Origin of the sequence: Psychrobacter sp. T6-4 (assembly GCF_052258425.1) — a bacterium.
Taxonomy (GTDB): domain Bacteria; phylum Pseudomonadota; class Gammaproteobacteria; order Pseudomonadales; family Moraxellaceae; genus Psychrobacter.
In genome coordinates this window covers 101155-127178 of the sequence record NZ_JBQQEZ010000012.1, presented here as the reverse complement: position 1 = coordinate 127178, position 26024 = coordinate 101155, and the positions used below count along the sequence as shown (strand labels likewise).

The window sequence follows — 26024 nt, the reverse complement described above, 5'->3', positions numbered from 1 at the left end:
ATTAAGTTATTTAAGTTGGTTAGCAGTGCAGCAGTGCTATTAGCATCTAAAAAACAAAATCTATAAGAGGCCTAAGTAATGATATCGAAAGAATAAGGTGCGCTAAGTTTATGTTAAGCTTGGCGCACTTTTTTGCTATTGATTATCTACAATTAAGAGCCATACCTATACTTAGTTATTTAAAATTAAGTTATTTAAGTTGGTTAGCAGTGCAGCAGTGCTATTAGCATCTAAAAAACAAAATCTATAAGAGGCCTAAGTTATGAGTGATAATATTCAAACGGTTAAAGTATTAAGTAAGACCACTTGGACACCTAATCTATTTAGCTTTACCGTTAGTCGTCCTGATAGCTTTAAATTTACCGCAGGGCAATTTGTACGTTTGGGCGTCAATCCTAGCCAGCTAAAGCACTACAAGCACGCAGATAGCCAAACCAAAGAGACTGCGCCTGATGAGGACATCTTTCGTGCTTACTCCATTGTGTCATCGCCCTTTGATGAGGTGTTAGAGTTTTTCTCTATCGTTATCGCTGATGGTGCGTTTACCTCCCAGCTTCAGTATTTGCAAGTGGGCGACGAGCTACTACTGAACACCACGCCGTTTGGGTTTTTGACATTAGCTCGCTACCAAAAGCCTGATCCAAAAGATCTGTGGTTGCTGGCGACAGGAACAGGACTTGCGCCGTTTTTGTCGATGTTACAGGACTTACAAACGTGGCAGGAATACGAGCACATTGTCTTGGCCTATAGTGCACGCAGCCTTGATGAGCTCGCTTATGTTGAGCAGATTGAGCGCTTGCAAGAGGACTTTGGGGCGCTCGTCGATAATCCTGCAACCCTTACCTTTATCCCTATTGTGACTCGCGAAGAAGTTGAGAGTGCACTAAGTGATCGATTACCCAAGCTGCTAACTGATGGCACTTTGCAGAAGCGGGCAGGCATTGCACTCGATATCGATAGTACGCACATTATGCTGTGCGGCAATCCTGATATGGTTGAGGATACCAAGGAGACGCTTAAGAGCTTGGGGCTGGTGATGAATCGGCGCGGCGAGGGCAATATCGCGGTAGAAAACTACTGGTAATTTAAGATTTAAAATGTATGCTCTAAACCTCAAGTCAAAAAAAGACGGACTAGCCAATCGCTAATCCGTCTTTTTTTTATTTCGAGATAACTCTGTCTACACGTTGCTAGGTTCAGTGGCATCCTCTACAGGGTGAATCGGACCTTTCATCAGCTCAGGTTCACCGCCTGTACCATAGTAGTCGTCAGCAATATCATTATTTTTATCATCGTCGTTAATAATATCCTCGCCGCTACTACCGCCGAGCAAATCACGATAGTTGACTTGAGTCTTTAGCACCAGCTGTTCTTCTTCGACCTCGCCATAGTTGACTTGCACCTTACGTAGGGTGCTCATGATTTTTTGGTTCTTTTTAAGCCAGCGATTGATATCTAGGTAGATAATCTCGTCTTTGGCACGGGCAATATTGATATAAGACAAGATAAACCCTAACGGGTCTTTTTTGAGGACGCTGTGATAAAACCAGATAGCCAGCTTGACGCCTTGACGTTTCATAAAGGACTCACAGCGTAAATTGAGTACATCAGTATAAGTGAGCTGACCAAAGACAAAACGCTGAACGTTACGATCGAGCTGGACATGCACTAAGCTAAAGTTACTTGCGACCTCAGCATAAATACCTGCGGCGTTGACCGTACAAAACAGACGAAACCAATCCTCATGCAGCTCGACTCTGATCTCTAATATCGCGCCCACATTGTCGGTGACAAACTTTTGCAGCGCATCGTTAACATACTGCTGCGCCACTGGTATCGACAATTCATCTTCAATCTTGTCAGTGGTTTTATTATACAGATTTTTGATAGCTTGAGTAACATTGCTCCAGCCATCACTGAATGAATCGCTAAAGCGATCACCCATGTTTTCAAAGAAATGATCAAATTTGTCTGAACGATCAAAGTTACTCAAACGGATTATCCTTGTGCTTAATTATATTATCTGATGTCTTATCCAAAAGTCATGATGCTATATACTTTATAGCATGTGCTGGTGGCTAAAAATAGTATATAGCATTGAGCGGTACTACAAAACCGATAGGCTGACATTGTAGCAAATCAGCTCATAAAGTAATAAAAACACAACAGCGCAAAGTTATCATCATCTTGGGGTGTAGCCGTTTAATCAGCCCTCATGTTATGATAGCGACCAGACTGTTGTCGCCGTTTAAGCTGAGATCTCTTGTGACCTGTAATAAAGACTTGTATCGCGATCACTTTTTTGCAAAAGCACCAAAAAAAAATATCAGCCTACCTGTCGCTATTGTCATCGCAATTGGCATTCATGCGCTAATTATCTTCGGTATTGGTTTTTCGGTAGGACAGGATCCTGCCGCAGTCATGCAAGACGTCGCTCAAGTGTTAACAGATGATATGACGCCGAATAAAGAGGCTAATTATATCGCTAATGGCTCCCAAAAGGGTGGCGGTACAGTCATAGAAAGGGTTCGGCAAGAGAGCGCTCATATTAGCTCTATGTCTGCGCTACAGATTAGTCAAACACAGGACGTAATCAACTTACCGCGTAAAGTCCGTGAGCGGCGTCATCAAGAGAGCTACCTGCGCACAACGCTCAGCTGGCGTCAGGCGAGTATTGAGTCTGACAACGATAGCAAGCAAGCGCAAGATAATATGCTGGTGCAAGAGGAGCGACTACGTAAGCAGATCGCAACGCTTGAGACGCAATTGTCCCAGCGCCAGCAGATATATGCAACTCAATCAAAAGCCCTTACGATTGATAGTAACTCAACGACCAAGGGGGCGGCAGCTGATTATATCAATACCTTTCGCGAGTACGTAGAGCGTGTTGGCAATCTCAATTATCCAGCGCAGGCACGCGCTCAGAGCATTACTGGTGACGTACGTTTGATGGTTATTATCAATAATGATGGCACAATCAAAGCCATCAGCTTGCTTGAGAGCTCAGGGTCGAGGATATTGGATGAAGGCGCAAAGCAGTCTGTGCGCAAGGCGGCGCCCTTTGGCAAATTTACCAAGGACATGCGTGATATTCCAGAGTTACGGGTGATTCGTACTTATCGTTATAGTGACAGTGTTGAAGTTGTGTACTAAAGTATTCGACTATCAAGATATTGTACTGCTAAGCCATTAGACTATTAAGCTATTAAATAAGCTATCAAATCATTCAGCATTTAAGTGATTAAGCTAAAAAATACCAAAACACTTGGCTATCAAATTATTCAGCATTTAAGCTATTAAATCATTAAAAGAGTTTTTATGGAATTTTTAGGATTTACCTTCGATATTGCCGCACTGACACATAATGCGCTCACTGTAGTTATCAAAATTGCCTTTGCAATTCTCATATTCGTAGTGGGGCGCTGGATTGCCAAAAAGCTAGTTACTTTTGTCAATCGTATGATGGTGCGTAGCCATTTAGAAACTACCGCTGCCAACTTTTTAAGTCGTTTGCTTTACGGTATTTTACTGGTTATTGTTATTTTGGCTGCGCTTAATGAAGTGGGCGTCCATACCACCTCTGTAGTCGCTATTTTGGGCGGTGCGGCAGTCGCTATTGGTCTATCACTCAAAGATCAGCTGTCAAACTTCGCTGCGGGGATTATGATTGTTACTTTTCGGCCTTTTGTTAAGGGTGATTATGTACAGATCAGTAGCTACACAGGTACAGTCGCTGAGATTACCTTGGTCAATACCCACCTGACTACGATTAATAACCACGACGTCATCATCCCTAATGGCGATATCACTACCTCTGCAGTCGTCAACTACACCGCGCTGCCCAATCGCCGCGTCGATATCACTATCGGTGTAGGTTATGATGCGGATATCAAAAGGGCCAAGGATTTGATACTTAAATTGGCTAAAGAAAACCCCGTCGCTTTTGATGACCCTGAGCCTATCGTACGAGTGACCAATCTGGGTGACAACTCAGTCGATTTGACCCTAAATGTATGGACAACCAACGCGGACTGGTGGTCGATGCAGTGCGATCTACTCGAGCAGTTCAAAGCCGTGTTCGACAGTGAAAAAATCGACATTCCGTTCCCGCAGCGTAGCGTGCATATTAAAGGTCTAGATCAAATGATAACCAATATGGATCAATCTCAAAAGATTCCGATGAATAAAGATTAAAGCTTTTGATCATTGTTTCAAATACGGGTTAGGGATACCTAACCCTGCCAATATCTCAATCTCGAACTGCTCCATCTCGTCTTGCTCTGCTTGACCGATTTCATGATCAAAGCCTAGTAAATGCAAGATGCCATGTACTAGCAAGTGGCTGATGTGCTGCTCTAGGCTTTTATTTTGCTCGGCGGCTTCGCGCACGATAACCTCATGACAAATAATCAGCTCGCCTAAAGGTAGCGTCGGCATTAGATGGATAATGCTGGTAGGCAAGTCACTGGGATACGACAAAATATTGGTCGCATAATCTTTGTCTCGCGCCTCCAGATTTAGCGCGCGTCCTTCGAGCTCATCTGTGATATAGATCTCTACTGATTTAATTTTATCTTGCCATACTGTCTTATCAATAGCTGCAAAATAGGGCAGCACGAGTCCATTTGCAATGCGCTCATCTATATACTCAAGCGTTGCTAGCATAACGGCTATTAAATTTTTGTGATTATAAAAGCTCTCTATAGTAGCGCTATTTATACTCTCGGCTGCGCTAATGTCTAAATCGGTACTGTCTAAATCAACACTGTGTGAATCAGCGCTACTGATGTCATCTCTATCGTTTTTGTCCATTACATTAGCCTTCTTATACAAAAGTTATGCAAAAAAACCGAACACTAAGTCCGGTTTTGAAATGATAATTATACTTATAGTGCCCATGCCTTAAGTGACCATGTCCTAAGTACTTATAACTTAGCTGCTGCATCCGTTATAGCCTGACGGCGCTCTTGCTCTTTGATGCGCTCAAACTTACGCTTTTCTTGTAGCTCAAACTGTTCATCATCGAATACGTCATACGCTTCGACAATCTTTTGCACGAGTTGATGGCGTACTACGTCTTTTGAGTCAAACTTGGTGATATGAATCTCTTCGATACCGCTTAAGATATCCATCGCTTGTGCAAGACCTGATTTGCTACCACGAGGCAAATCAACTTGGGTAATATCGCCCGTGATGACCGCACGTGAGCCAAAACCTAAACGTGTCAAGAACATCTTCATCTGCTCAGGCGTGGTGTTTTGCGCCTCATCTAAGATTACAAATGAGTTATTCAAAGTACGACCGCGCATATAGGCAAGCGGCGCGACTTCAATGACTTGCCGCTCAATCATCTTGCCAACCTTTTCAAAGCCAAGCATCTCATATAACGCATCATAAAGCGGACGCAGATAAGGATCGATCTTTTGCGTTAGATCGCCAGGCAAGAATCCAAGCTTTTCGCCCGCCTCTACCGCAGGACGCACAAGCAAGATACGCTCAATCTCGTTACGCTCAATCATATCGACCGCACAGGCGACTGCAAGGTAGGTCTTACCCGTACCCGCAGGCCCAATGCCAAATGAGACATCAGAGGATAAAATGTTTTTGACATAACGCTGCTGATTGCCGCCGCGCGGAATGATTCGACCTTTACGCGTGCGCAGACTGATTGGCGTGAACTCATCAGCGCTATCGTCTTCATCCATAGCATCATCATCGGCTCTGGCGGCTTGCTTCTCGTCTTCCATGTCTTGATCACGTGAAATGCTGGCTTGAATAATAAGATGCAGCTCTTGTGCAGTGATGTCTTTTGAGTTCTGTGCTTCGTCTACCATTTTGTAGATGATACGTTCGCCGCGCTCAACATTGGTGATATCGCCACTTAAACAAAAATCGCCTTGGCGCTGGCTGATCTTGATATCGAGGCGCTCTTGAATATATTTCATGTGATTATTATATTCACCGAGCACAGTTTTGAGCTGAGCTGGGGTAAGCGATTCAAACTTGATACGGCGGCTCATAGAATCAGTCAAATGATTATCCTTGTATGGTTGACCCTTATTTTTAGGGTTAAATAGCTGACAAAATAGTTAAAATCTCTACTCTCATTATGGTTCATAGAATATAAATTTCAAGCCGCGCCGCACGCGATAACCGTCTGTTTTGTATGGCGATTGCAACTACTATTGTCAGCAATGGCTTTCTGGTTCAACAACTGGCATTTGCTAATGCATCTACGGTATAGATATCGTCAAAGACGCCAAGCAAGCAGAATGTAAAAGGGGCAACTTGTGGTAATCTATCCTCTAAACTAATTTATGCTCTAAACTAATCTATGCTCTAAATATTAGCGATTCGATATAGACACTTATAAAACGTGTCTTTTATTACTAAAATAAATTTTTAAATGAAATTCATACCAAAAACAGACTTACCCAGTCAAAATAGGATAGCCAACTATGCACGATATAGAAGAGATAACAGAGCAAAGTTCCAGTGATCATTCTAAAAGTAAAGACAGCTTAACCTCTCAGCAAGTGCTGATAGCAGGCGGCGGACATGTGGGTTTATCTTTTGCTCTATTGCTTGCGCATCATGGTATCACCAGCACGTTACTTGAAAAAAACAGCTATCCTGATATTAGCCCTGATGATGACGAGCTGCGCAGTCACTACTTAGACAGTCGCAACACCGCTCTTTCGCGGCGCAGCGTACAGATTTATCAAGAGATCGGTCTGTGGGACGAGCTGCAAAGCCATGCTTGCCGTATCGATGCAGTACAGATTAGCGAGCAGGGCAGCTTTGGGCGCGCGCAGCTTAATAAAGAAGAAGAGCGTGTTGAATCCTTTGGACAAGTGATGGAAAACGCTTGGCTTGGGCGTAAGCTTTTGCTAGCAGCCAAAGCGTCGCCGCTGATTACGCTTATCGATAACGCTGATGTCACAAACGTCGAGCAATTCTCTAATAGCGTCAGCGTCACCTTTAACTATTATGACGGCGATGAGGACGCGCAGCAGTTGCAAGGTAGCGTACTGGTGGCTTGTGATGGACGCGATTCGACAGTACGTCAGCTGTTAGATATCGGCACTAAGACTTATGATTATGGCCAAACGGCTATCGTTGGTGTCGTCGAAACTGATAAGCCTCACGAACATATCGCCATTGAGCGCTTTAGTCCAGCAGGACCGCTTGCCGTATTGCCACTGACTGATCCAGAGGGCGATGGCAATGAGGAATACCAAGCAGGTTATAGACGTTCGGTGGTCTGGGTCTGTCCGAATGGGGAGGAGACGCAATATCTGGACGACGACGCGCACTTCTTGGCGACGATGCAACAGGCCTTTGGTACGCGCGCAGGCACCTTTATCAAAGCCGGTCGCCGCGGCGCGTATCCGCTAACGCGCGTACTCGCTGACAAACAAGTTGCGGGTCGCTGCGTTGTCATGGGTAATGCCGCTCATACTTTGCATCCTGTCGCAGGACAGGGCTTTAACCTTTGTATGCGAGACGCGCATGTGCTGGCGCAAATGATGAGCGCGCAAGTATTAAAGGGTGCTGATATTGGCGACGCGCAATTATTAAAGCGCTATGAAAAAGCACGTCAAACGGATCAAAAGCGGGTGATTCGTTTTTGTGATGCCGTTGTGCACGGCTTTACCCATCCTAATCCAGCGATTAAGCTTGCGCGTAATGTCGCTTTACTGGCCTTTGATAAGCTACCAAACATCAAGCCTTTAGTAGCCACTTATGCGATGGGGCTAAAGTCTTAATCACTACTTTTAAAGCTCGATAACCGTCTATCACATATCTTACAGCTTATATTCTGGATAATAATTATGAAACACAATCATACGCTTATCATTGGCGGCGGCGTTGTTGGAGTGACGCTAGCGCTAAAGCTTGCGCAAGCTAAGTTGCCAGTTACTTTGGTTGACGCCAGCCCTATCCGTAGCGAGGCTGAATGGCAAACGGTGCTCGAGCGCCGTGATGCCCGCGTCTATGCCCTAAGTCTAGCAAGTATCAAGCTGCTAGAGGAGGTTGGAGTTTGGCAAAAGATAGCCAAGTCTGCGCGCAAAGCCGACTACTCACAAATGCAGGTGTGGCAATTAAACGGTCGCGGTGAGCTATTATTCGGTGATGATAGTGATACAGAGAATGAAAAGGGAATGCTCGGTAGTATGGTGGAGCCCTTAGTCATTGAACACGCGCTATGGCAGCGTCTGTTGGAGGAGGATATAAGCGATTATCTAACGGTCATCAAAGGACAAAAGGTGACGCAAATGGATTGGCTGGGTGCAGAATTGGGCTACCGCGTCACTCTAGATGACGATACCGTTATCGACGCTCAACTGGTGGTCGGTGCTGATGGTCGCAGCTCGTTCGTGCGCAAGCAGGCTGCTATTGGACTCGATACCCTCGACTATCATCAAACCGCGATTTGCTGCGCCATTCAAACGGCCAAACCGCATAATGCCACCGCCCGTCAAGCCATGCTTCCCACTGGAACGCTAGCATTATTGCCATTGGCAGATATTACAGAAGAAGACAAAGCACGCCCGCAGCATTGGCAATCAATTGTCTGGACGTTGCCACGCAATCAAGCGCTGGCACTACTAGAGGAGGACGCGCGTACTATCGCTGATAAGCTAGCCTCTGCCAGTAACTACGAGCTTGGGGCAATAGAAAAAATAGAATCCATTGCCAGTTGGCCGTTAGGGGCTCAGCAAGCTAAAAGCTATGCCTCAGACAATCTGGTCTTGATAGGGGACGCTGCGCACGGTGTACATCCACTCGCTGGACAAGGGCTAAACCTAGGTATGTTAGACGTGCAAGCGCTGTATGATCAGCTCATTCATGACTTTGCCCGTAGTGGTGGCACGCTTTGGGGTAGCATTCAAACCCTACGCCGTTATGAGCGCCTACGTCGTCCGCACAATAGCCTGATGATGCATAGCTTTTCGGCGCTAAACTGGCTGTTCGCAGGATCAGTCGCGCAGCTGCGCCCCATCCAACAAATCCGCAATGAAGGCATGTACCGCGTTGGTAAAATTAAGCCATTGATGCGTCTGTTTGCGAAGCAGGCGAGTGGGGTTTAGGTAACTAATATTAAATAATAAGAACATTTTGATGAAACATATTTTAATCGATTACGAAAATATACAGCCAAAAAGCTTTAATGATATAGAGACAAATGAGTGTCACGTGTGGTTATTTTTAGGTGTAAATCAGCAAAAAAGTCTACCACTTGATTTAGTTGAAACCCTGCTTAGATTTGACAATAGAAATGTGCATATTATTAGGATGCAACATGCAGGTAAAAATGCGCTGGATTTTTACTTATCTTTTTATCTTGGCAAAATATCGGAAATTGATTCTCAAGCGGATGTTTGTATCTTAGCAAGAGATAGCGGTTATGATGTTTTGGTTGATCATCTTAATAGTGTCTATGATGGTATGAACATTATGCGATCAACAAACGCTAATCAGCTAAGTCTCACTTATGATTTCGATGAAAATATAGAGTCGGATATAGAGGAGATCCAGATTGTTAGTCAAAATATTTTGTGCGATAGCGGCAGTAACGTAGTGGTGGAAAATGAAAATGCTTTAGTTCAATCTCTCGAAGAAAGAATACCTAAAGTAGTTATCCATGATTGTTATGTTCTAGTGTTTGATTCGATGTTAAATCGCGAGGTGTTTTTACCAAGCTATAAGTCAAACCTATTATCTGCGATAAAAAAATATGCTTTAGCGAAAGCATTAGTTAAATTTGATGATGCTGAACAAGATTATATCGTTGAAAAAGTTTTTGATAAATTTATTAAATCAGGACTTATAAAGCTCGATGGGAAAAGTGAAAAACTAAGTTATAAAGTAGATAGCCAAGGAATATTAGACTTGGTGACTGAACAGGTTCTACTTAGCAGAGCTAAGACAATCGCTGGATTAAAAAATGTAGTCAAGCAAAAACTTACCAGCTATCGCCAAGAAAATGATGAACAGCAAGTAAACTTAGTCATAACATGGCTAAAAAATCAGGAATTTATAAAGCAAAATAATGAGACTATCTGCTATCCAACTTTAGAGGATAAAAAAACACCTTCAAACAAAGTGTCAAACGATGATAGTGACATCAGTAAGCCCTCCGCTACAGTATATCAACGTGCAATAACGGCAATAAAAAGTAGACCTTTGAAATCTCGACCGTCAAAAAAATCAAGTCTAATCAACTACCTTAAAAGCCATTTGCGCAATGAAGACCCTAGAGTAGTTGATAATCTCATTAAACAGATGATTAGTAATAAGATTATCTTAATATCGAATACAAATAAGCTTAGTTACAACATTTAAAAGCTAAAAACAACTATCCAAAGGCAAACCTCATGCTCATTCCAAAATACTGGGCGCAACATAAACAGCGCTTTGAGTCGAAAGTGACAGCTAGCCAATTGTCTAAGCAAGCCACTATTAAACGCTATGGCTGGTCGGATATCAGTCAAAGCGATGCTTTGGAGCATGCTAAAGCGCGGGTGGCAGAGGCGCATAAGCGCTGGCTAGCAGGCGAGGATATCCTACGCCGTGAGCGCAAGGAAGAATACAACCAATACAATGGCATTCCCATTCGTGAGCAGATCGTCTCTAAGCAAGTTTTCCCTTCATCGGTATCCACAAAAGAGGCGCCAACGCAGCTCATCGTCACCCGTAACAGTTACGGCGCGCAAGTCGCTAACGTCGACAATATCGTTATTATTGATGTCGATAACGACGATTTATTACATCATCTCTATCCTGATAATTATGACAGTCATGGCTTTATGCCCGCTTCAGTCACTACTCAAAGCGCATCTTCGAATAAAATAAAGGTTTGGTTTTTTGTGTTTGTGTTTATTTTGATCGCCAGCGTCATCGCTTATTTGGGGCTATCGTGGTTATGGCTATTAGCATTTATGATAGGCGTCACGGCTTATCTATGGCAACAAGCCAGTCAAAAAGACAAAGCACGAACGCAAAAATATACGGATGACAAAGCCTCTCTACAGCCTTTTATAGCTGGCTTAATCCAACAGCGTATCGTCAGTCATCCCAACGAAAGTTTTCGTTTGTATAAGACGCCCGCAGGCTTTCGCATTATTGCCACTCACGATACAGTTTTGCCAAAGGAGGACGTGGTTGCCGAATGGTTTGAGTTTTTCCATGCTGACGCTAATTATGTACGCCTGTGTCAAGCGCAGCAGTGCTTTCGCGCGCGATTCACCGCCAAGCCTTGGCGTATGAGTGAGGTCAACGACAAGCGGGTCTTAGACAAAAACATTCCGACCACAGATTTTTGGTCGATGCCTGCTGAGGATGTCGATAGCGATGAAAACCAGTCACGCTATATAGAGCTTGAGGCAAGAGATAAATGGATTGTGGACTATGATACCTTTGCTAAAGGCTATAGGGCGTGTCGTTATGTCGAGAGTTTTTCGGGACGAGACGCCAATACTCAGCGAAAGCATGAGACGATTCAGGCATTTATTAGATGGCATGATAAAATTTGTCAGGTGGATAAAGAGCTGCCGTTGGCTTGATTTGTCTTTACGTATAAAAAAGGACTCATTACGAAGCTAACTGTAGTTAATTGCCACCATTATACCTACCCTAAAGATGAAAATAGCACCATCAATACTGGTGAGACAATATTAATAATAAAGCCAAAACTAATCGCTAGTGGCACGACTTTGAGGCCGCCCGATTGCTGAATAATCGGCAAGGTGAAATCAAGACTGGTTGCGCCGCCAAGACCTACCGCCGCGGATGGATACTTGCGCATAAAGACGGGGATAAATATCAGCGCAAAGAACTCGCGGATGAGATCGTTAAATAGCGCCACGCTGCCCCAAATCGCGCCATAAGCATCGGTCATGACGATAGCCGATAGTGAATACCAACCAAAGCCTGAGGCCAGTGCTAAGCCTTTGGTCCACGATACCTCACTAAACATCATGGCAAACATCACCCCGCCTACCAATACTGCGAGCGTAAAGATGACACTCATCTCAACGCCGCGCTTATTGAGCAGCACTTCTTTTAAAGTAATGCCTGAGCCTTTAAGACCAATGCCAACGAGCAAGATGAGTATCATCAGCAGAACGGTCATAGTATTTTCAGGCGGCATATAATTCTCAGGCAAAAAATAGCCAATCACCATACCGATGACCACACAGATAACCTGCGCCAAGCTGCCACGAATACTGACGCGATGCTCTTTGGATTTGGCGACAGGTTGTTTGGCCTGCCAAGGTTTGAGACGATCAAAAACCATCAGTCCGATGAGTCCCGTACCAATAGTCAATATCGATAATACGGTAACATAGAGCGCAATCTCACCCACTTGACTGCCGAGCCCCTCAACTTGCGACAGCTCAATCCCAATCAAAGTCAAAATAATAAACACTAAGTATGATAAGCCTTTGTCCGCAAGTATAGTCATCTTGGGATTTGATGGAATTGCAAAGCCAATGAACATCGGCATAAGAACAAGAACGAGAGTAATAAGGCTTTGCATAGAATAGGCTCGCAATATTTTACAAGGCGTTTTTGGGAAACCGGCGATTGTATCATAGTCCGCTATAAATGCGCTTATTTGGCTGTTTAAAGTAACAAATGATGAAGTGCAACTGACCTGATAAAATTTTTGACCGCTTGTTTTAATCGTTTACCTGATGCACTTTTGTTGTTACATTAAAGCACTTACTGTATTTAGCGCGCCTTTTCATGTCTCTTTACCAGCTCAAAACTCGCTTTCAAGATCAGTTGCGTCCGCTAAGCGATGCGCTCGTTGCACATCAATACACTGCCAATCAAGTGACTGTATCCGCTGCTGTTATGAGTGTGGGCACCGCTGTCATAGTGGCAAAACCTGCGCAAAATTATCCTAAACTATGGCTGTTATTGCCGTCATCGCTGTTTGTGCGTATGGCGCTCAATGCCATTGATGGGATGATGGCGCGCGAGCATGGGCAGGCCACGCAGCTTGGCTCCGTGCTCAATGAAGTAGGTGATATCGTTGCCGACACCGCACTGCTGGCAAGCCTTGCGCCTTATATCGATAAAAAATACGCAGACAGCGCTTACTCTAATCAGCATCATATCAGCCGTTTTATCGCCTTGAGTATCAGCACAGAGCTACTGGCAATAATAAGTCATACTGTATTTGCTGTCCGAGCCAATCAAGGGCCTTTGGGTAAGAGCGATCGCGCCTTTGTATTGGGCACGCTTGGCGCGGTTATGAGTAGTGCCATTCCGATGATGCCGCTGTCGTTATCACAAGCAAGGATAGGACAAGTGTCCTTAATTATAGAGGCACTGCTTCTCAAGACTTGTCTTAATCGTTTGCGGTTTATGGCAAATCTATACCTTATGCATAATCCGCCTGTTCTTCGATCGGTGTGTCAATCACCGTCTCATTTATCTTCTTCACCCTTTTTGGAGCATAGCGATATGTCAGCTATACCGACCACAGTCAATACTGATTTAGATCAGCCAAATACTATAGAAAACGAAAGTAGAATAGAAGGTGAGAGCTGCTACAACGCTTATGATGGTACGGCGATTTATTATCGCTATTGGCTCACTACGGATATCGAGCAGTTAAAAGATAGCGACCAGCCGAAGCGGCAAGTGATTTTGTTGCATAGAGGTCATGAGCACTCTGGACGACTAAAAGAGCTGGGCGTGCGCTTTGTGGATGCAGGCTATCAGGTATTCGCTTGGGATGCGCGCGGTAATGGGCGCTCAGGCGGTATTAAGGACCATGCCGACAGCGTCACAGAGCTTGAGCGCGACTTAAATGATTTTGTGCAACTCGTTACCCGGCAGACAGGTATCGCCATTGAGGATACTTTGATCGTTGCTAGTAGTATTGGCGCCGTGCTCGCCGCCGCTTGGGTACATGATTACGCGCCCAACATTCGCGGTATGATACTAGGCACGCCTGCGCTAAAGATTCGCTTGTATATTCCCTTTGCCATACCGTCGCTCAAGGTAGCGCGCACGCTTGGGCTCATGTCACGCGTGAGTAGTTATGTTAAAGCTCAGGTACTCACTCATGATAAAGACGCGCAAGAGGCCTATAATGCTGATCCGCTGATCTCAAATAGTATCTCAACTGACTTACTGATCGACACCCACGCGACAGGTCAGCGGCTGCTCGATGATGCAGGCGCGATTACGGTTCCGACCTTTGTGCTCTGCGCCGGCAAGGATTATGTGGTTGATAAGCAAGCAGAACGCCAATTTTATGAGGCTATCAACACGCCTATTAAGCGCTGGCAGTTATATCCAGACAGTTATCACGCGATCTTTCATGAAACCAATAAAGCCGATGTCTTTGCCGACTGTATCGAGTTTGCAGGGTACGTCTTTGATACGCCCATGCCAGCACCTGATTTGCGTATGGCGCACTTAGATAGCGCTAGTAAAGATAAAGTCGATCGCCTAGCGATTAAGCCGTTTAACCCAAGCTTTGCTATCACCCGTTTTGCGATGCAAAAATTCGGTCATGTCAGCGACGCTATCGCCACAGGGCTTGAGCATGGGTTTGACTCAGGGCATTCGCTCGATCATGTCTATTACAATCAGCCTAGTGGTCGCAATAAGTTCGGTCAGGCGGTTGATAAGTTCTATCTCAATAACATCGGCTGGCAAGGCATTCGTATACGCCGCATGCATATTTTAGAGCTGGCACGTCAGGCGCTAGCAGATATCAAAAAGGCTAATGAGCAAAAAAGCGAATATCAGCCCAGACTATTAGATATCGCGAGTGGTCATGGTTTTTATGCTTTTGATTTGTTGACTGAGTTTGATGACTTGCAGGCTGAGCTGCGCGATTATGAGAGGCATAATATTCAAGCGCTACAAAACAAAGCGCTGCGCTTAGAGCTGGCTGATCGTGTCAACACGGTACAAAAAGACGCTTTTGATCCTGCTAGTTATTTACATTTAAAAGCTGATAATGCCACATTCGATATCGCTATTGCCTCAGGAGTGTTTGAATTGTTCTCTGATAATGCGCTGCCAGCGACTGCACTTGCAGGTATTTTTGAGAGTCTAAAGTCTGGCGGCTACCTGATATATACCAATCAGCCATGGCACCCTGAACAAGAATTCATTAGTAAAACGCTTAACAATCACCGAGGGAGTAGTTGGGTCATGCGCTGCCGCTCGCAGGCTGAGATGGATCAATTGGTTGTTGATGCAGGCTTTGAAAAAGTCGCTATGCGTATTGACCGCTTTGGCATCTTTACCGTGTCACTCGCTATTAAGCCTATGCTAAACAGCGATGAGTAATACAACCGCCCCGCCTTACGAGCGCGTCCAGCTATTTTCAGGAGGCGGGTCGCGGTTTGGCTATTATTTGGGGAGTTATGCTGCGCTCGTTGCACACGATTTGCGGCCCGATCTCATCATTGGTACGTGCGGCGGCAGCTTGTCGGCTTATCTGGTGCAGCTTGCTCCTGATCCTAGCGATTTGCAGCAGCTGATGCGTAGCCGTGAGCTATACAAGAGCATCCGTGCGATCAGACATGTTGCCCCTGATGAGGCAAGCACACGTCAAAAACTACGCTATATCAGCAATGCGCTCAAACGCTGGTACAGCTCTCGATATACATCTCAACAGCCGTTCAAAAGACAAAAGCAGCATCAACGCGATAACTACCAACGTCTGTTAGACGAGCTACAGCAACTGGCGATGTTTCGTATTGATAGTGAAGGGCAGTGGCTGGATAAGTTGTCTGCTTTTGGCTCTAATCCCGAGTGCAATACGAGTAGCATAAATAAGTCACCAGAGATTGCCATTATCGCCAGTCGTTTGCGCCAGACGTCGATAGCAGGTTTTAGTGTTAATGCTGATAGTATGCTAGCCGCAGACTTTCAGCTTCAAGAATTGTTATTCGCGCCAAAGCGTTTAGACCACTCCAGCTTTGACAGTCATTTACTAGACCAAAAAGATCTCGTTAGACATAACTTTAACGCGCCTACGCATTCTTTTGCCAATGGACGTATACAACAGTCGGTACAGATACTGACTGAGTGGGATATGAATTCTGCGGTACGCGCTTCGATGGCAGATATGTACTATTTGCCGCCAACGCATATAGACGATCTAGGCTGGTGTTTGGGCGGGGTGATTAATCTGACGCCTATTGAGCTGGCTTGTCAACTGGGAAGTACGGTGTTTGCAGAGACCAAAGCGGGCTATGATCCCTATCTTGCCGCGCCTGCGATTAAGCGCGTGTTTGGCTTTGATCCCAATCAGCGACTGGCTCAGGTGCACAATTATAAAACGTCATCTATGCCTAAGCCTCACGATCAGGCGCAGATACATTGGCTGCCTTTTGCTGACAATGATCAGCAACTGGCAAGGCAAAATGTACAAAAACGCTTTAGCCTTAGGCAAATGACCGTCGAGCTGATTCATAGCGATTATGATGGCTTTATACAGCAGATGGACGCCCAGTGGCAGTATGGCTATCAGCGCACCGTGGATTATATACGCATAAATGCAAAACATACCTTCTAATACGCCTAAGCATCTTATTGTAATAGGCGGCACCAGCGGTCTAGGCTTAGCACTAGCCTTGTATCATCTACAGCTTGGCTGGCAGATCAGCGTCGTTGGGCATAGTCTTGCTAAAATTGCTCATATCAACAGCGTCTATCCTCAGATCACTACTTATCTTTGTGATTTGACAGATTTTGATGAGCGCCAACACCTGCTCGATAAGCTACTAAAAAATCGTTTTGATCGGCTGATTTATAGCGCGGGCAGTTATACCAATGAGCGCGTCCATACTCTAAACCAAACAGAGAGCACGCAAATGCTCGCGATTAATTTGCAAGCGTTCGAGCATGTTTTTATGAGGGCAAGTGAGGTACTCAAACGCCAAAACCTACAGCAGTTGGACAGTGCTAAAGGCGTCAAGCCAAGTCTAATTTGTATCGCTTCTATCGCAGGGACGCTCGATTATCCCTATGCCAGTCTCTATGCCAAAAGCAAGCGGGCGATGATAGCGACGGCGAGCGCTTATCGAATTGCGCTTACGCCTTTTAATATTCAAGTCAATTGTATCGCATCAGGGTATATCGACACCCAAACTTTGCGCGATCTAAACGGAGGTGATGCCAGTCATAAGCCTTTTATTATAAGCCTAGATCACGCGGTGAGTCATATCGTGCAGGCAATCGACAATGATATAGCGCTCGCGACATTTCCGTGGTCTATGCGTTATATTGTCAAGCTGTTAAATAAGCTGCCTGAACCTGTGTTAAATAGGCTATTACGAAGTCAGCTGGATAAACCCGCTTGATTTTACATTGAAGTTGTCTATTGATCATTCGCGTTAGCCAAACCACCAATAAAACAGCGTAAATATCGGCACGCCAATGAGCAAACTATCTATCCTATCGAGCACGCCGCCGTGGCCTGCCAGCATAGTACCTGTATCCTTGACCCCATGCTGACGCTTAAACGCCGATTCTAGCAGATCCCCTGCGATACCGCTCACCGCCAGTCCGTAAGCGGCTAGCAAACACAGCCACCAGCTAAAAGGCGTTAGCCAAACGCCCAATAGTGATGCCAAAAGCGCTGCTAGCAGACTACCAAAAAACGCGCCTTCGATACTTTTATTTGGGCTAATTCTAGGTGCAAGACCACGTTTAAAGAACCTGCCTTTAAATAGCTTACTACATAGAAACTGAGCAATATCGTTGAATTGACTGGCAAATAAAACAAATAATAAGACGCCGTACTGCTCGCGGTGCCAAGTCAGCTGTTGTAAAAATATGAGACAAATAATTAAGGTAATAAAGGCAAAACTAAAAAAGCTATCTAGTACATTAAGATACAGATAAGGCTTAACGGGGCTTGCTGTACTAGCGTTATTTGGCGTTAGCATATGCTTTTGCGCAAAGGGCAGTGCTAAAGTATTGGGTTGCAATCCGCGCGCTTGCAATTTGGTGATAAGCCGCGCTTTACTCTCAGAGCGCCACAACCTGTTAATCTCATAACTACCACGTAAACCAATGGCGATAAAAAAGGCGACCAACAGCCATTGATAAGGGTGTTCGGCGTTGAGGGCTTGACCGTTTGTGTTGATTTTGGCGACCACATAACATAAGCATAGAGCGGCTAGCATCCACCACCAAGAGCGTGCAATCAGGTAAATAGTCGGCAAGCGATTACGCAGCTTGGGCACAGCAAGCGACCCCCAAGCCAAACTGACGATTGTCATAAGTCCGATGACGAACCAAGTATCCGTTGCCATATGCTATATATCTCAAAGGTAGGTTAAAAGTGCAATCCTTCGTAAGCTTACAGCATAACAAGATTTACAAGGGCTTAGCTAGCAGCTAAGACAAATGTTTGTTTGTCTGAGTCATATAGTGCTGTCGACTCACTACTTTGGGATTTAGTGGTCTCTGTAAGTGCTGCAATGACACTGGTCTTTGCCTTATTTGCTAAGTGCGGATAGTCACTGCGATAATGACCACCGCGACTCTCATAACGCTGATGTGCTGACTCTATCACCAAAGTGGCTAATTGCAACTGCCTGCTGAGTTGAAAACGCACCAGCTCAGACGTTGTCATCGCACTATCTGTATTGACCTGACTTTGATTTACTGGCAAAGACTTTAATATTTGCTGCCACTTGGCGATTTGTACCAGTGCTTGTTCCAGTTTTGACGCGCTGCGAGTAATGCCCATATGCGTACTCATTAGGGTCTTTAGCTCATTGGTTATCATATTAATATCAGTATCTTTAGCGCTAGTATTTCTATGAACAACCATGCTATCAATACCAGTGTTTGCAACCTTTAGGGTGATGACTTGCGTGTCCGCCAAGACAGGCGGCGTCCAAAGCGTACGCTCAAAACTGCTAGAAGATGCGGATACTTGGTTTAGATAACGCGGTAAGTCAGTGGCGATATTACGACCGACGACCACGCATTCTAATAGTGAGTTGCTGGCCAGACGATTAGCGCCATGCAAGCCTGTATAAGCGACTTCGCCTGCGGCGTAAAGTCCAGGTACATCCGTCATGCCGCGCGCATCAGTGACCACGCCGCCGCAGCTATAGTGCGCAGTCGGTGCAACGGGTATAGGGTCAGTGGTCATATCGATACCGAGATCCAGCAGGGTTTGATAGATCTGCGGAAAATGACCTTTGATAAAGTCATCTGGTAAATGACTGATATCAAGGTGCACGTAGCCCAAACCATTATTGCTAATTTGTTCCGCTATCGCTCGCGCTACGATATCGCGCGGCGCAAGCTCAGCGCGCGCGTCAATCTCTAACATAAAGCGTGTGCCTGTCTGCGGACAATACAGATGAGCGCCTTCACCGCGCAGCGCCTCTGAGATTAAAAAGCTACTATCGCTAAGTGCAAGACCTGTCGGATGAAACTGGATGAATTCCAAGTTAGCCAAGCGGCATCCTGCTTGCCATGCCATCATCACTCCATCACCAACGCAGACATTGGGCGCGCTGGCGCGTTTGAACAGTTGCCCCAAGCCGCCACTAGCGAGTACCACGGTGCGACTATAAAAGGTAATCTTGCGCGCGCTGATATGGTCAAACACTTGCGCTCCGTAGCAGGATTTAAGCCCGGTGTCGTGAGTTAACAGGCTTAGTGCTTCATGAAAGGGTAAGATGGTGATATTGGTCGCATGTTGCGCCCTAAGCGTCAAGGTCTTCATAATATGCCGACCAGTGGCGTCATCAGCGTGAGCCACGCGGCGGCGACCATGACCACCTTCTTGGGTTAAATGTAGATCTGTCGTTTGAAGTTTGTTTTTTGACTGAATATGTTGCTTGGAAGTTTGAGTAAAAGGGACACCTTGCTCGCATAACCATTGCACAGCCGATTGTCCAGCGCCCAAGATATCCGTTGTGTTATCGGTTGTACAGAGTCCAGCACCTGCGATAAGAGTATCACTGACATGATCAGTGATAGAATCCTCTTTATCCAAGCTTGCCGCTATGCCGCCTTGTGCATAATGGCTCGAGCAGACTTCAAGCGCCGCTTTACTCAGTACCGTGACATGTAGCGATTTTGGCAAAGCCAAAGCCGTGCTAAGGCCAGCCAAACCTGCCCCGATGATGAGGACATCAGTTTGCCGAATACTTATATTGTCAGCGCTTATAAGTCTATTCATATTACGCGGCTCCCACGTTAGCGAAGAGGGCGCGGTCTTTGACGATATCACCGCTGGCAGTGACGCGCTGCTTTTGCGTTTCAGCGAAATCTAACATACGCTGTAATGGCTTTTTGGCAGCGACTGCTAGCTGTTGTGACATCAGTACCTCACCGCTTTGATCTTTTAAGACGCGCTCGATACCTTGCAAGCCATTCATTGCCATCCATGGGCAAAATGCGCAGCTCTTACAGCTGGCGCTTTCACCTGCCGTTGGTGCAGCCAAAAAGCGCTTATTCGGTGAGCGCTTTTGCATCTCATGCAAGATACCTAGGTCAGTGGCGACAATAAAGGTATCGGCGTCCATCTCGTAGGTGGATTTGAGTAATTTGCTAGTTGAGCCAACCACATCAGCCAGAGCCACCACGCTATCAGGTGATTCAGGATGTACCAGCACTTTTGCCTCAGGATGCTCAGCCCTTAATTGCATCAGCTCAGTGGCTTTAAACTCGTTATGCACTAGGCACGAGCCTTGCCAAAGCAGCATGTCTGCGCCCGTCTCTTGCGCGATGTATTTACCCAGATGGCGATCAGGACCCCAAATGATCTTTTCACCTTTATCATGAAGATGGCGGATGATATCGATACCGACAGAGGAGGTCACCACCCAATCCGCTCGTGCTTTGACCGCTGCACTGGTGTTGGCGTATACGACGACGGTGCGATCAGGATGAGCATCACAAAACGCTGAGAATTCATCAGCAGGGCAGCCCAAATCAAGCGAGCACTCCGCTTCTAGGTCCGCCATCAGTACCGTCTTTTCCATGCTGAGAATCTTGGCAGACTCGCCCATGAAGCGTACCCCTGCAACGACTAACGTCTGAGCACTATGCGCTTGCCCAAAACGCGCCATCTCAAGCGAATCACCGACGCACCCGCCCGTCGCTAGTGCCAAGTCCTGAATAAAAGGGTCAACATAATAATGCGCGACTAATACCGCATTGTGCTCTTTTAATAGCTGTTTAATGTTATCTTCCACCGCTAAGCGCTCAGTACGTCCCATGTCTGCTGGTACTTTTGCTTTGGCATATTCAATTTTAGTTTGGATAGTTTTGCTATTATCAGTGCTTAGTATAGGCGCGTCATAGGGATAGATTTTCATAAGTCGTAGTCTCTGTTATGACAATAAGAAAGGTTCGGTAATGAGAAAAATTCGATTCAATGAGTTCTAAAAGGTGATTTAAATTGATATACTCTAATTATGCTCATTTTGAGCATAAATACAAGTTATTTTTGTCAATTAGCAGAATTTATCCTGACCATTATCTTTAAATTGCCATATTGACTATGATATTAAGACAATCTCGCTATACTAGACGTTATTGTCCATTGAGCTCTGCATTATCATCTTTCACTAAAATAGGTGACACTTAATATTATGACGTTGTCTTATTCCCATGCGCATCAAGAAGGCAGTGGTACTACCGAAGTCGTGGCGGTACTGATTGCCATCACCGATCATATTGCGCGTGTTTTGACGGTTGATCGAGGTAAACTGTTGCCCAACGGCCCTTTAATGCCGCTACATCGCTCCCTGCAGGCAGGCGTACGTGAGTGGGTTGAGGAACAAACCCAGCAGCCACTTGGCTATATCGAACAGCTATATACCTTTGTAGATACCAATAGGCGTAACGCTGATGGGCACGCACTGGTTTATGTCAGCTACCTTGGACTGGTGCAAGAGACGCAGGCTCAGCTGCAAAGCCAAGCGCAGTGGCGAGATTGGTACGAGTACTTTCCATGGGAAAATCACCTAACTGGTGTTCCTGATATCATCGAGCGTCTTATCGTACCTGAGCTACTCGCTTGGGCAGATACCGCGAGCGATGCTGCTGCCATATCCCGTCGTCGACAGCGTATAGGGTTGTGTTGGGGTGTGGGCGTTAGTCTCGTTGATAATAAAAGCATTGATAAGCAGAGCGTGAATAAAGACTACGCCGATAGTGACTGGGTCGCAGAGCATGCTCTGCTACGCTATGAGATGCTCTATGAAGCAGGTCTTATTCCTGAAGCGCCAACTTATCCTGCCAGCTATCTGGATAGTAAACTGCCAAACGAGTGGTCAAAAGTCATGGGCGTGCCGATGTATTACGATCATCGCCGCGTGATTGCAACCGCCATTTCTAGGCTGCGCGCTAAGATAGAGTACCAGCCGCTTATCTTTGGTCTCACGCCTGATGTGTTTACCTTATCTGAGCTCCAAAAAAGCGTCGAAGCGCTCTCTGGCACGGCGCTACACAAGCAAAACTTTCGCCGCTTACTAGATACTCAAAACCTTGTGATGCCAACGGGCGAGAGCAGTAGTGCTAGCCGTGGTCGCCCCGCCAAGCTCTACCGTTTTCGTCACGATATCGAACTGCAAAGCTTGCTTATGGATAGCAAATTACCTAAGCGTAAATAGGGAATACTAACTATTCATCTAGCAATTTTTTTAAATAACTAAGCAATCAATCTTGCCAGTCTGTTATCTTTACGCTATATTTATGCTCATTTTGAGTTTAAATAGACTTTTACGATAAATTTTTAAAAGGCAAAATAGATGAGTATATCAGCAGAGCCTGCACTAGATGACGTATTACTTATTCCTTTGGTTGAGGCAGCCCTTAGTGAAGATTTGGGACGTCGCGGTGATGTCACCTCCCAAGCGACCATCCCAGCGAACAAGCAAGCACAACTGCAGATTAAAGCGCGGCAAGCTGGGGTGATATGCGGTATGGATCTTGCGCGGTTATCCTTTGCTATGGTTGATGCTGATATTGAGTTTATAGCGCAGATAACAGATGGCGCGCGCGTAGCAGCAGGTACAGTACTGGCAACGGTACGCGGCAATGCCCGTCACCTATTGACCGCAGAGCGCACTGCTTTGAATTTTATGACTCATCTGAGTGGTATTGCCACCGCTACTCGCCAGATTGTCGATAGCGTGACAGAATATCCCGCCCAGATTACTTGCACTCGTAAAACCATTCCAGGATTACGTATCGTGCAAAAGTACGCGGTACGCTGCGGCGGCGGGCGTAATCACCGCTTAGGGCTTGATGATGCTATTTTGATCAAAGATAATCACATCGCTATTGCAGGGGATATCGCAACCGCTATCAAGCAGGCGCAAGATTTTGCAGGTCATCTGCTACCTATCGAGGTCGAGGTTGATACGATAGAACAGCTAGAGCAGGCTTTGGACGCCGGCGCGCAGCTGGTGCTACTTGACAATATGTCACCTGAGATACTCACGCAAGCGGTTAGTATGTGTCAAGGCCGCGCCAAGACGGAAGCCTCAGGCGGTATCACGCCCGAGAGTGTACAAGCAGTCGCTAAGACGGGAGTTGACTTTATTGCGATGGGCTATCTGACTCACAGCACCACCGCGCTTGATATCGGACTTGATTTTAGTGCTTAGTTATCAATAATTTACCGGTTACCATAAGGTATCAGAATTAGCGGTAGTTAATGATTTAATCGGCTCATGTACTTATGATATAATAGCGCTACTAAATACCTACTGGGTCACCGCTGCATACGCACGGTGGCCTTATTTTTTTGCTGAAGTTTTATGATAGATAAGTGAGCGCTCAGTGGATACTGAAATTATCAAAATCATCTTGGCTTTTGTGGTCTTGATCAACCCCTTTAGTGCCTTGACCCTATTTTTGGATCTAACTCGCGGCTACTCGATGATCAATCGACGTAAAGTGGCGCGTATCGCTTGCTTGACTATTTTTATTACCATTAGCTTTTTTACCGTCGCAGGGGAGCTGTTACTCAAAGCTCTTGGTATCTCTATCGGCTCGTTTCAGCTGGCAGGCGGGATATTGGTATTTTTGATTGCCCTTAATATGATGAATGGCGATGGCAATCCGGTTAAGCCCGATCAAGAGAATTTTGACATCGAATACGATAAACACGCTGCACCAAGTACTGCCGCTGCCGTTGTACCGCTCGCTATTCCAATGATGATAGGGCCTGGCGGTATTTCAACCGTCATCATCTACTCCTCGCAAGTATCTGGTATTCTAAAGGTGTCTGCAGTATTGATTGCAGGTTTACTAATCAGCTTGTTCTGTTATCTTGCGCTTATGGCAGCAGGTCGTATCAGCCGTTTGCTTGGCGATACGGGTTTGAATATTATGAGCCGAATCATGGGCATGCTACTAGCGGCTGTCTCTATTGAGATTATCGTCAGCGGTCTACGTACTCTATTTCCAGACTTAATCTAAAACTCTAAACTAACAATTTTTTATAAATATCATCAATAAACCATCTATCGTAAAGTTAAGCTTGTCTCAATACAGTCTTAATACTCATTACCAAAAGTGTCTGGCTCAAACGGCAGAGATAGAAATATGTTATGATAGCGCTCCAATATTAATATTAGGAGTTAGTTTTGAGTAAGACAAAAATTGCTATTTTAGGGGCAGGTCCTAGTGGTTTGGCTCAATTGCGCGCGTTTGAAGCGGCTCGATTGGCAGGCGTCAAAGACTTACCTGAGATAGTATGTTATGAAAAACAAAATGCCATTGGCGGCATGTGGAACTACAACTGGCGTACTGGTCTAGATAGAAACGGTGAACCCGTTCACGGCAGTATGTATCGCTATCTATGGTCAAATGGTCCAAAAGAGTGCTTAGAGTTTGCCGATTATTCCTTTGAAGAGCACTTTGGTGAACCTATCCCGTCTTATCCACCGCGTGAAGTCCTCAAAGACTACATCATGGGCCGTATCGACAAGCAAGACATTAATAAATACATCCGTTTTGAGTGCCCCGTACGTTGGGTGACTTTTGATGACGACACGCAAAAGTTCACCGTGACCGTGATGAATCACAAATCAGGTGAGCAAGAAGTCGAAGAGTTTGATTACGTCGTGGTAGCGACAGGTCACTTCTCAACGCCGAACATGCCTTATTTTGAAGGGCTAGAGGTATTCCCAGGCCGCGTATTGCATGCTCATGACTTCCGCGATGCATTAGAATTTAAAGACGAAGACATTCTACTTATCGGTAGTAGCTATTCTGCCGAAGACATCGGTACGCAGTGCTATAAGTACGGCACCAAATCAGTCACTATCAGCTACCGCACGCAAGCGCTAGGTTATGATTGGCCTGACGGTATTAGCGAGCGACCGCTGGTCACCCATTTTGAAGATGATGTTGCACATTTCGCGGACGGTACCAGTAAGCGTTTTGACGCTATTATCATGTGCACAGGCTACTTGTTCCACTTCCCATTCTTGCCTGATGAGCTACGCTTGCAAACGCATAACTGCTTGTATCCTGCCAACCTTTACAAGGGTATCTTTTGGCAGCCTAACCCTAAGCTTATCTATTTAGGGATGCAAGATCAGTACTTCACCTTTAATATGTTTGACGCGCAAGCGTGGTACGCCCGTGATGTGATGGTGGGTGATATTGAGCTGCCAGATCTTGAGACGCGACAAGCCGACGAGCAAAAGTGGTTAGCAACTTATGACAAAGCCGTCACCGTTAATGATTCTATTGAGTTTCAAGCCAATTACATTCGTGATTTGACCAACTCGACCGACTATCCAGAATTCGCCGTTGAAAAGCAGGGCGATATCCTAAAGCAGTGGCAAAAGGATAAAGTTGCTAATATCATGGGCTTTAGAGAAAAAGCGTATCGCTCAACGCTAACGGGTACGCTAGCGCCAGAGCTACCAGAGCCGTGGTTAGATATTACTGATGATTCACTAGAGCATTTTTTGAATTTATCATTTGTAAAATCTAAAAAGATTAAAAAAGCGTCTTAAAACCAGCTTGTTAAAAAG

21 protein-coding genes are annotated in these 26024 nt (G+C 45.5%); 14 read left to right on the top strand and 7 right to left on the bottom strand.

The annotated features are described in order from the left end of the window. Positions 1–262: 262 nt before the first annotated feature. The gene (locus tag ACTXGE_RS09880) at positions 263–1084 is read left to right on the top strand and encodes a ferredoxin--NADP reductase (protein WP_443541336.1); all 822 of its coding nucleotides are present in this window, start codon (positions 263–265) and stop codon (positions 1082–1084) included. A gap of 96 nt (positions 1085–1180) precedes the next feature. Here the strand turns inward: ACTXGE_RS09880 and ACTXGE_RS09875 are convergent, their stop codons facing one another. After that, positions 1181–1993: a hypothetical protein gene (locus tag ACTXGE_RS09875; RefSeq protein WP_443541337.1), complete on the bottom strand. Its 813-nt coding sequence runs from the start codon at positions 1991–1993 to the stop codon at positions 1181–1183. Between the two features lie 272 nt (positions 1994–2265). Between ACTXGE_RS09875 and ACTXGE_RS09870 the strand changes: the two genes are divergently transcribed. Together ACTXGE_RS09870 and ACTXGE_RS09865 are read left to right on the top strand one after the other, a co-directional pair. Continuing rightward, entirely contained in the window at positions 2266–3153 is an 888-nt protein-coding gene (locus tag ACTXGE_RS09870) for an energy transducer TonB (RefSeq protein ID WP_443541338.1), read from the top strand. A 165-nt stretch (positions 3154–3318) separates the two neighbouring features. After that, the gene (locus ACTXGE_RS09865) at positions 3319–4194 is read left to right on the top strand and encodes a mechanosensitive ion channel family protein (RefSeq protein WP_317200273.1); all 876 of its coding nucleotides are present in this window, start codon (positions 3319–3321) and stop codon (positions 4192–4194) included. 9 nt (positions 4195–4203) lie between these two features. Here the strand turns inward: ACTXGE_RS09865 and ybeY are convergent, their stop codons facing one another. Beyond that, positions 4204–4812, bottom strand: coding sequence for an rRNA maturation RNase YbeY (gene ybeY / locus ACTXGE_RS09860; RefSeq protein ID WP_443541339.1), 609 nt, complete (start codon positions 4810–4812; stop codon positions 4204–4206). A 113-nt stretch (positions 4813–4925) separates the two neighbouring features. Continuing rightward, a complete protein-coding gene (locus ACTXGE_RS09855) occupies positions 4926–6020 on the bottom strand; it encodes a PhoH family protein (protein ID WP_317200316.1) in 1095 nt (364 codons plus the stop codon). A 438-nt stretch (positions 6021–6458) separates the two neighbouring features. Here ACTXGE_RS09855 and ACTXGE_RS09850 point away from each other — a divergent pair, with 438 nt between their 5' ends. The 4 genes from ACTXGE_RS09850 (at position 6459) to ACTXGE_RS09835 (ending at position 11570) form a co-directional block, all read left to right on the top strand. Then, positions 6459–7769, top strand: a complete 1311-nt coding sequence (locus tag ACTXGE_RS09850) for an FAD-dependent monooxygenase (RefSeq protein WP_443541340.1) — start codon at positions 6459–6461, stop codon at positions 7767–7769. Between the two features lie 66 nt (positions 7770–7835). Continuing rightward, positions 7836–9095, top strand: a complete 1260-nt coding sequence (locus tag ACTXGE_RS09845) for an FAD-dependent monooxygenase (RefSeq protein ID WP_443541341.1) — start codon at positions 7836–7838, stop codon at positions 9093–9095. A gap of 31 nt (positions 9096–9126) precedes the next feature. Further along, a complete protein-coding gene (locus ACTXGE_RS09840; RefSeq protein ID WP_443541342.1) occupies positions 9127–10350 on the top strand; it encodes a PIN domain-containing protein in 1224 nt (407 codons plus the stop codon). A 32-nt stretch (positions 10351–10382) separates the two neighbouring features. Beyond that, positions 10383–11570: a hypothetical protein gene (locus ACTXGE_RS09835; protein WP_443541343.1), complete on the top strand. Its 1188-nt coding sequence runs from the start codon at positions 10383–10385 to the stop codon at positions 11568–11570. A gap of 65 nt (positions 11571–11635) precedes the next feature. Here ACTXGE_RS09835 and ACTXGE_RS09830 read toward each other — a convergent pair whose 3' ends face one another. Next, positions 11636–12547, bottom strand: a complete 912-nt coding sequence (locus ACTXGE_RS09830; protein WP_435950441.1) for a LysO family transporter — start codon at positions 12545–12547, stop codon at positions 11636–11638. Between the two features lie 209 nt (positions 12548–12756). Between ACTXGE_RS09830 and ACTXGE_RS09825 the strand changes: the two genes are divergently transcribed. Genes ACTXGE_RS09825 through ACTXGE_RS09815 form a run of 3 tightly spaced genes read left to right on the top strand, consistent with a single transcriptional unit; the run spans position 12757 to position 17351 of the window. Further along, entirely contained in the window at positions 12757–15330 is a 2574-nt protein-coding gene (locus tag ACTXGE_RS09825; RefSeq protein ID WP_443541344.1) for an alpha/beta fold hydrolase, read from the top strand. Beyond that, complete coding sequence (locus ACTXGE_RS09820) at positions 15323–16564, top strand: patatin-like phospholipase family protein (RefSeq protein WP_443541345.1); 1242 nt, start codon at positions 15323–15325, stop codon at positions 16562–16564. The genes ACTXGE_RS09825 and ACTXGE_RS09820 overlap by 8 nt, the downstream gene beginning before the upstream one ends. After that, complete coding sequence (locus ACTXGE_RS09815; protein WP_443541346.1) at positions 16545–17351, top strand: SDR family NAD(P)-dependent oxidoreductase; 807 nt, start codon at positions 16545–16547, stop codon at positions 17349–17351. Before ACTXGE_RS09820 ends, ACTXGE_RS09815 begins: the two co-directional genes overlap by 20 nt. Positions 17352–17384: 33 nt before the next feature. Here ACTXGE_RS09815 and ACTXGE_RS09810 read toward each other — a convergent pair whose 3' ends face one another. The 3 genes from ACTXGE_RS09810 to nadA all read right to left on the bottom strand — a co-directional run bounded on the left by ACTXGE_RS09810 (position 17385) and on the right by nadA (position 21341). Further along, positions 17385–18308, bottom strand: coding sequence for a phosphatidate cytidylyltransferase (locus ACTXGE_RS09810; protein WP_443541347.1), 924 nt, complete (start codon positions 18306–18308; stop codon positions 17385–17387). Positions 18309–18382: 74 nt separating this feature from the next. Next, entirely contained in the window at positions 18383–20200 is a 1818-nt protein-coding gene (gene nadB, locus ACTXGE_RS09805; RefSeq protein ID WP_443541348.1) for an L-aspartate oxidase, read from the bottom strand. A 1-nt stretch (position 20201) separates the two neighbouring features. Next, the gene (gene nadA / locus ACTXGE_RS09800) at positions 20202–21341 is read right to left on the bottom strand and encodes a quinolinate synthase NadA (RefSeq protein WP_443541349.1); all 1140 of its coding nucleotides are present in this window, start codon (positions 21339–21341) and stop codon (positions 20202–20204) included. Positions 21342–21617: 276 nt separating this feature from the next. On the opposite strand from nadA, the gene ACTXGE_RS09795 reads away from it, so the two are divergent. The 4 genes from ACTXGE_RS09795 to ACTXGE_RS09780 all read left to right on the top strand — a co-directional run bounded on the left by ACTXGE_RS09795 (position 21618) and on the right by ACTXGE_RS09780 (position 26006). Continuing rightward, positions 21618–22640 (top strand): NUDIX hydrolase, encoded by a 1023-nt coding sequence (locus tag ACTXGE_RS09795; RefSeq protein WP_443541350.1) that lies wholly within the window; start codon positions 21618–21620, stop codon positions 22638–22640. 138 nt (positions 22641–22778) lie between these two features. Further along, the gene (nadC, locus tag ACTXGE_RS09790) at positions 22779–23639 is read left to right on the top strand and encodes a carboxylating nicotinate-nucleotide diphosphorylase (protein WP_443541351.1); all 861 of its coding nucleotides are present in this window, start codon (positions 22779–22781) and stop codon (positions 23637–23639) included. Between the two features lie 175 nt (positions 23640–23814). Next, positions 23815–24456, top strand: coding sequence for a MarC family protein (locus ACTXGE_RS09785; protein ID WP_317200258.1), 642 nt, complete (start codon positions 23815–23817; stop codon positions 24454–24456). Between the two features lie 167 nt (positions 24457–24623). Continuing rightward, positions 24624–26006, top strand: a complete 1383-nt coding sequence (locus ACTXGE_RS09780; RefSeq protein ID WP_443541352.1) for an NAD(P)-binding domain-containing protein — start codon at positions 24624–24626, stop codon at positions 26004–26006. The last annotated feature ends 18 nt before the right edge of the window (positions 26007–26024 follow it).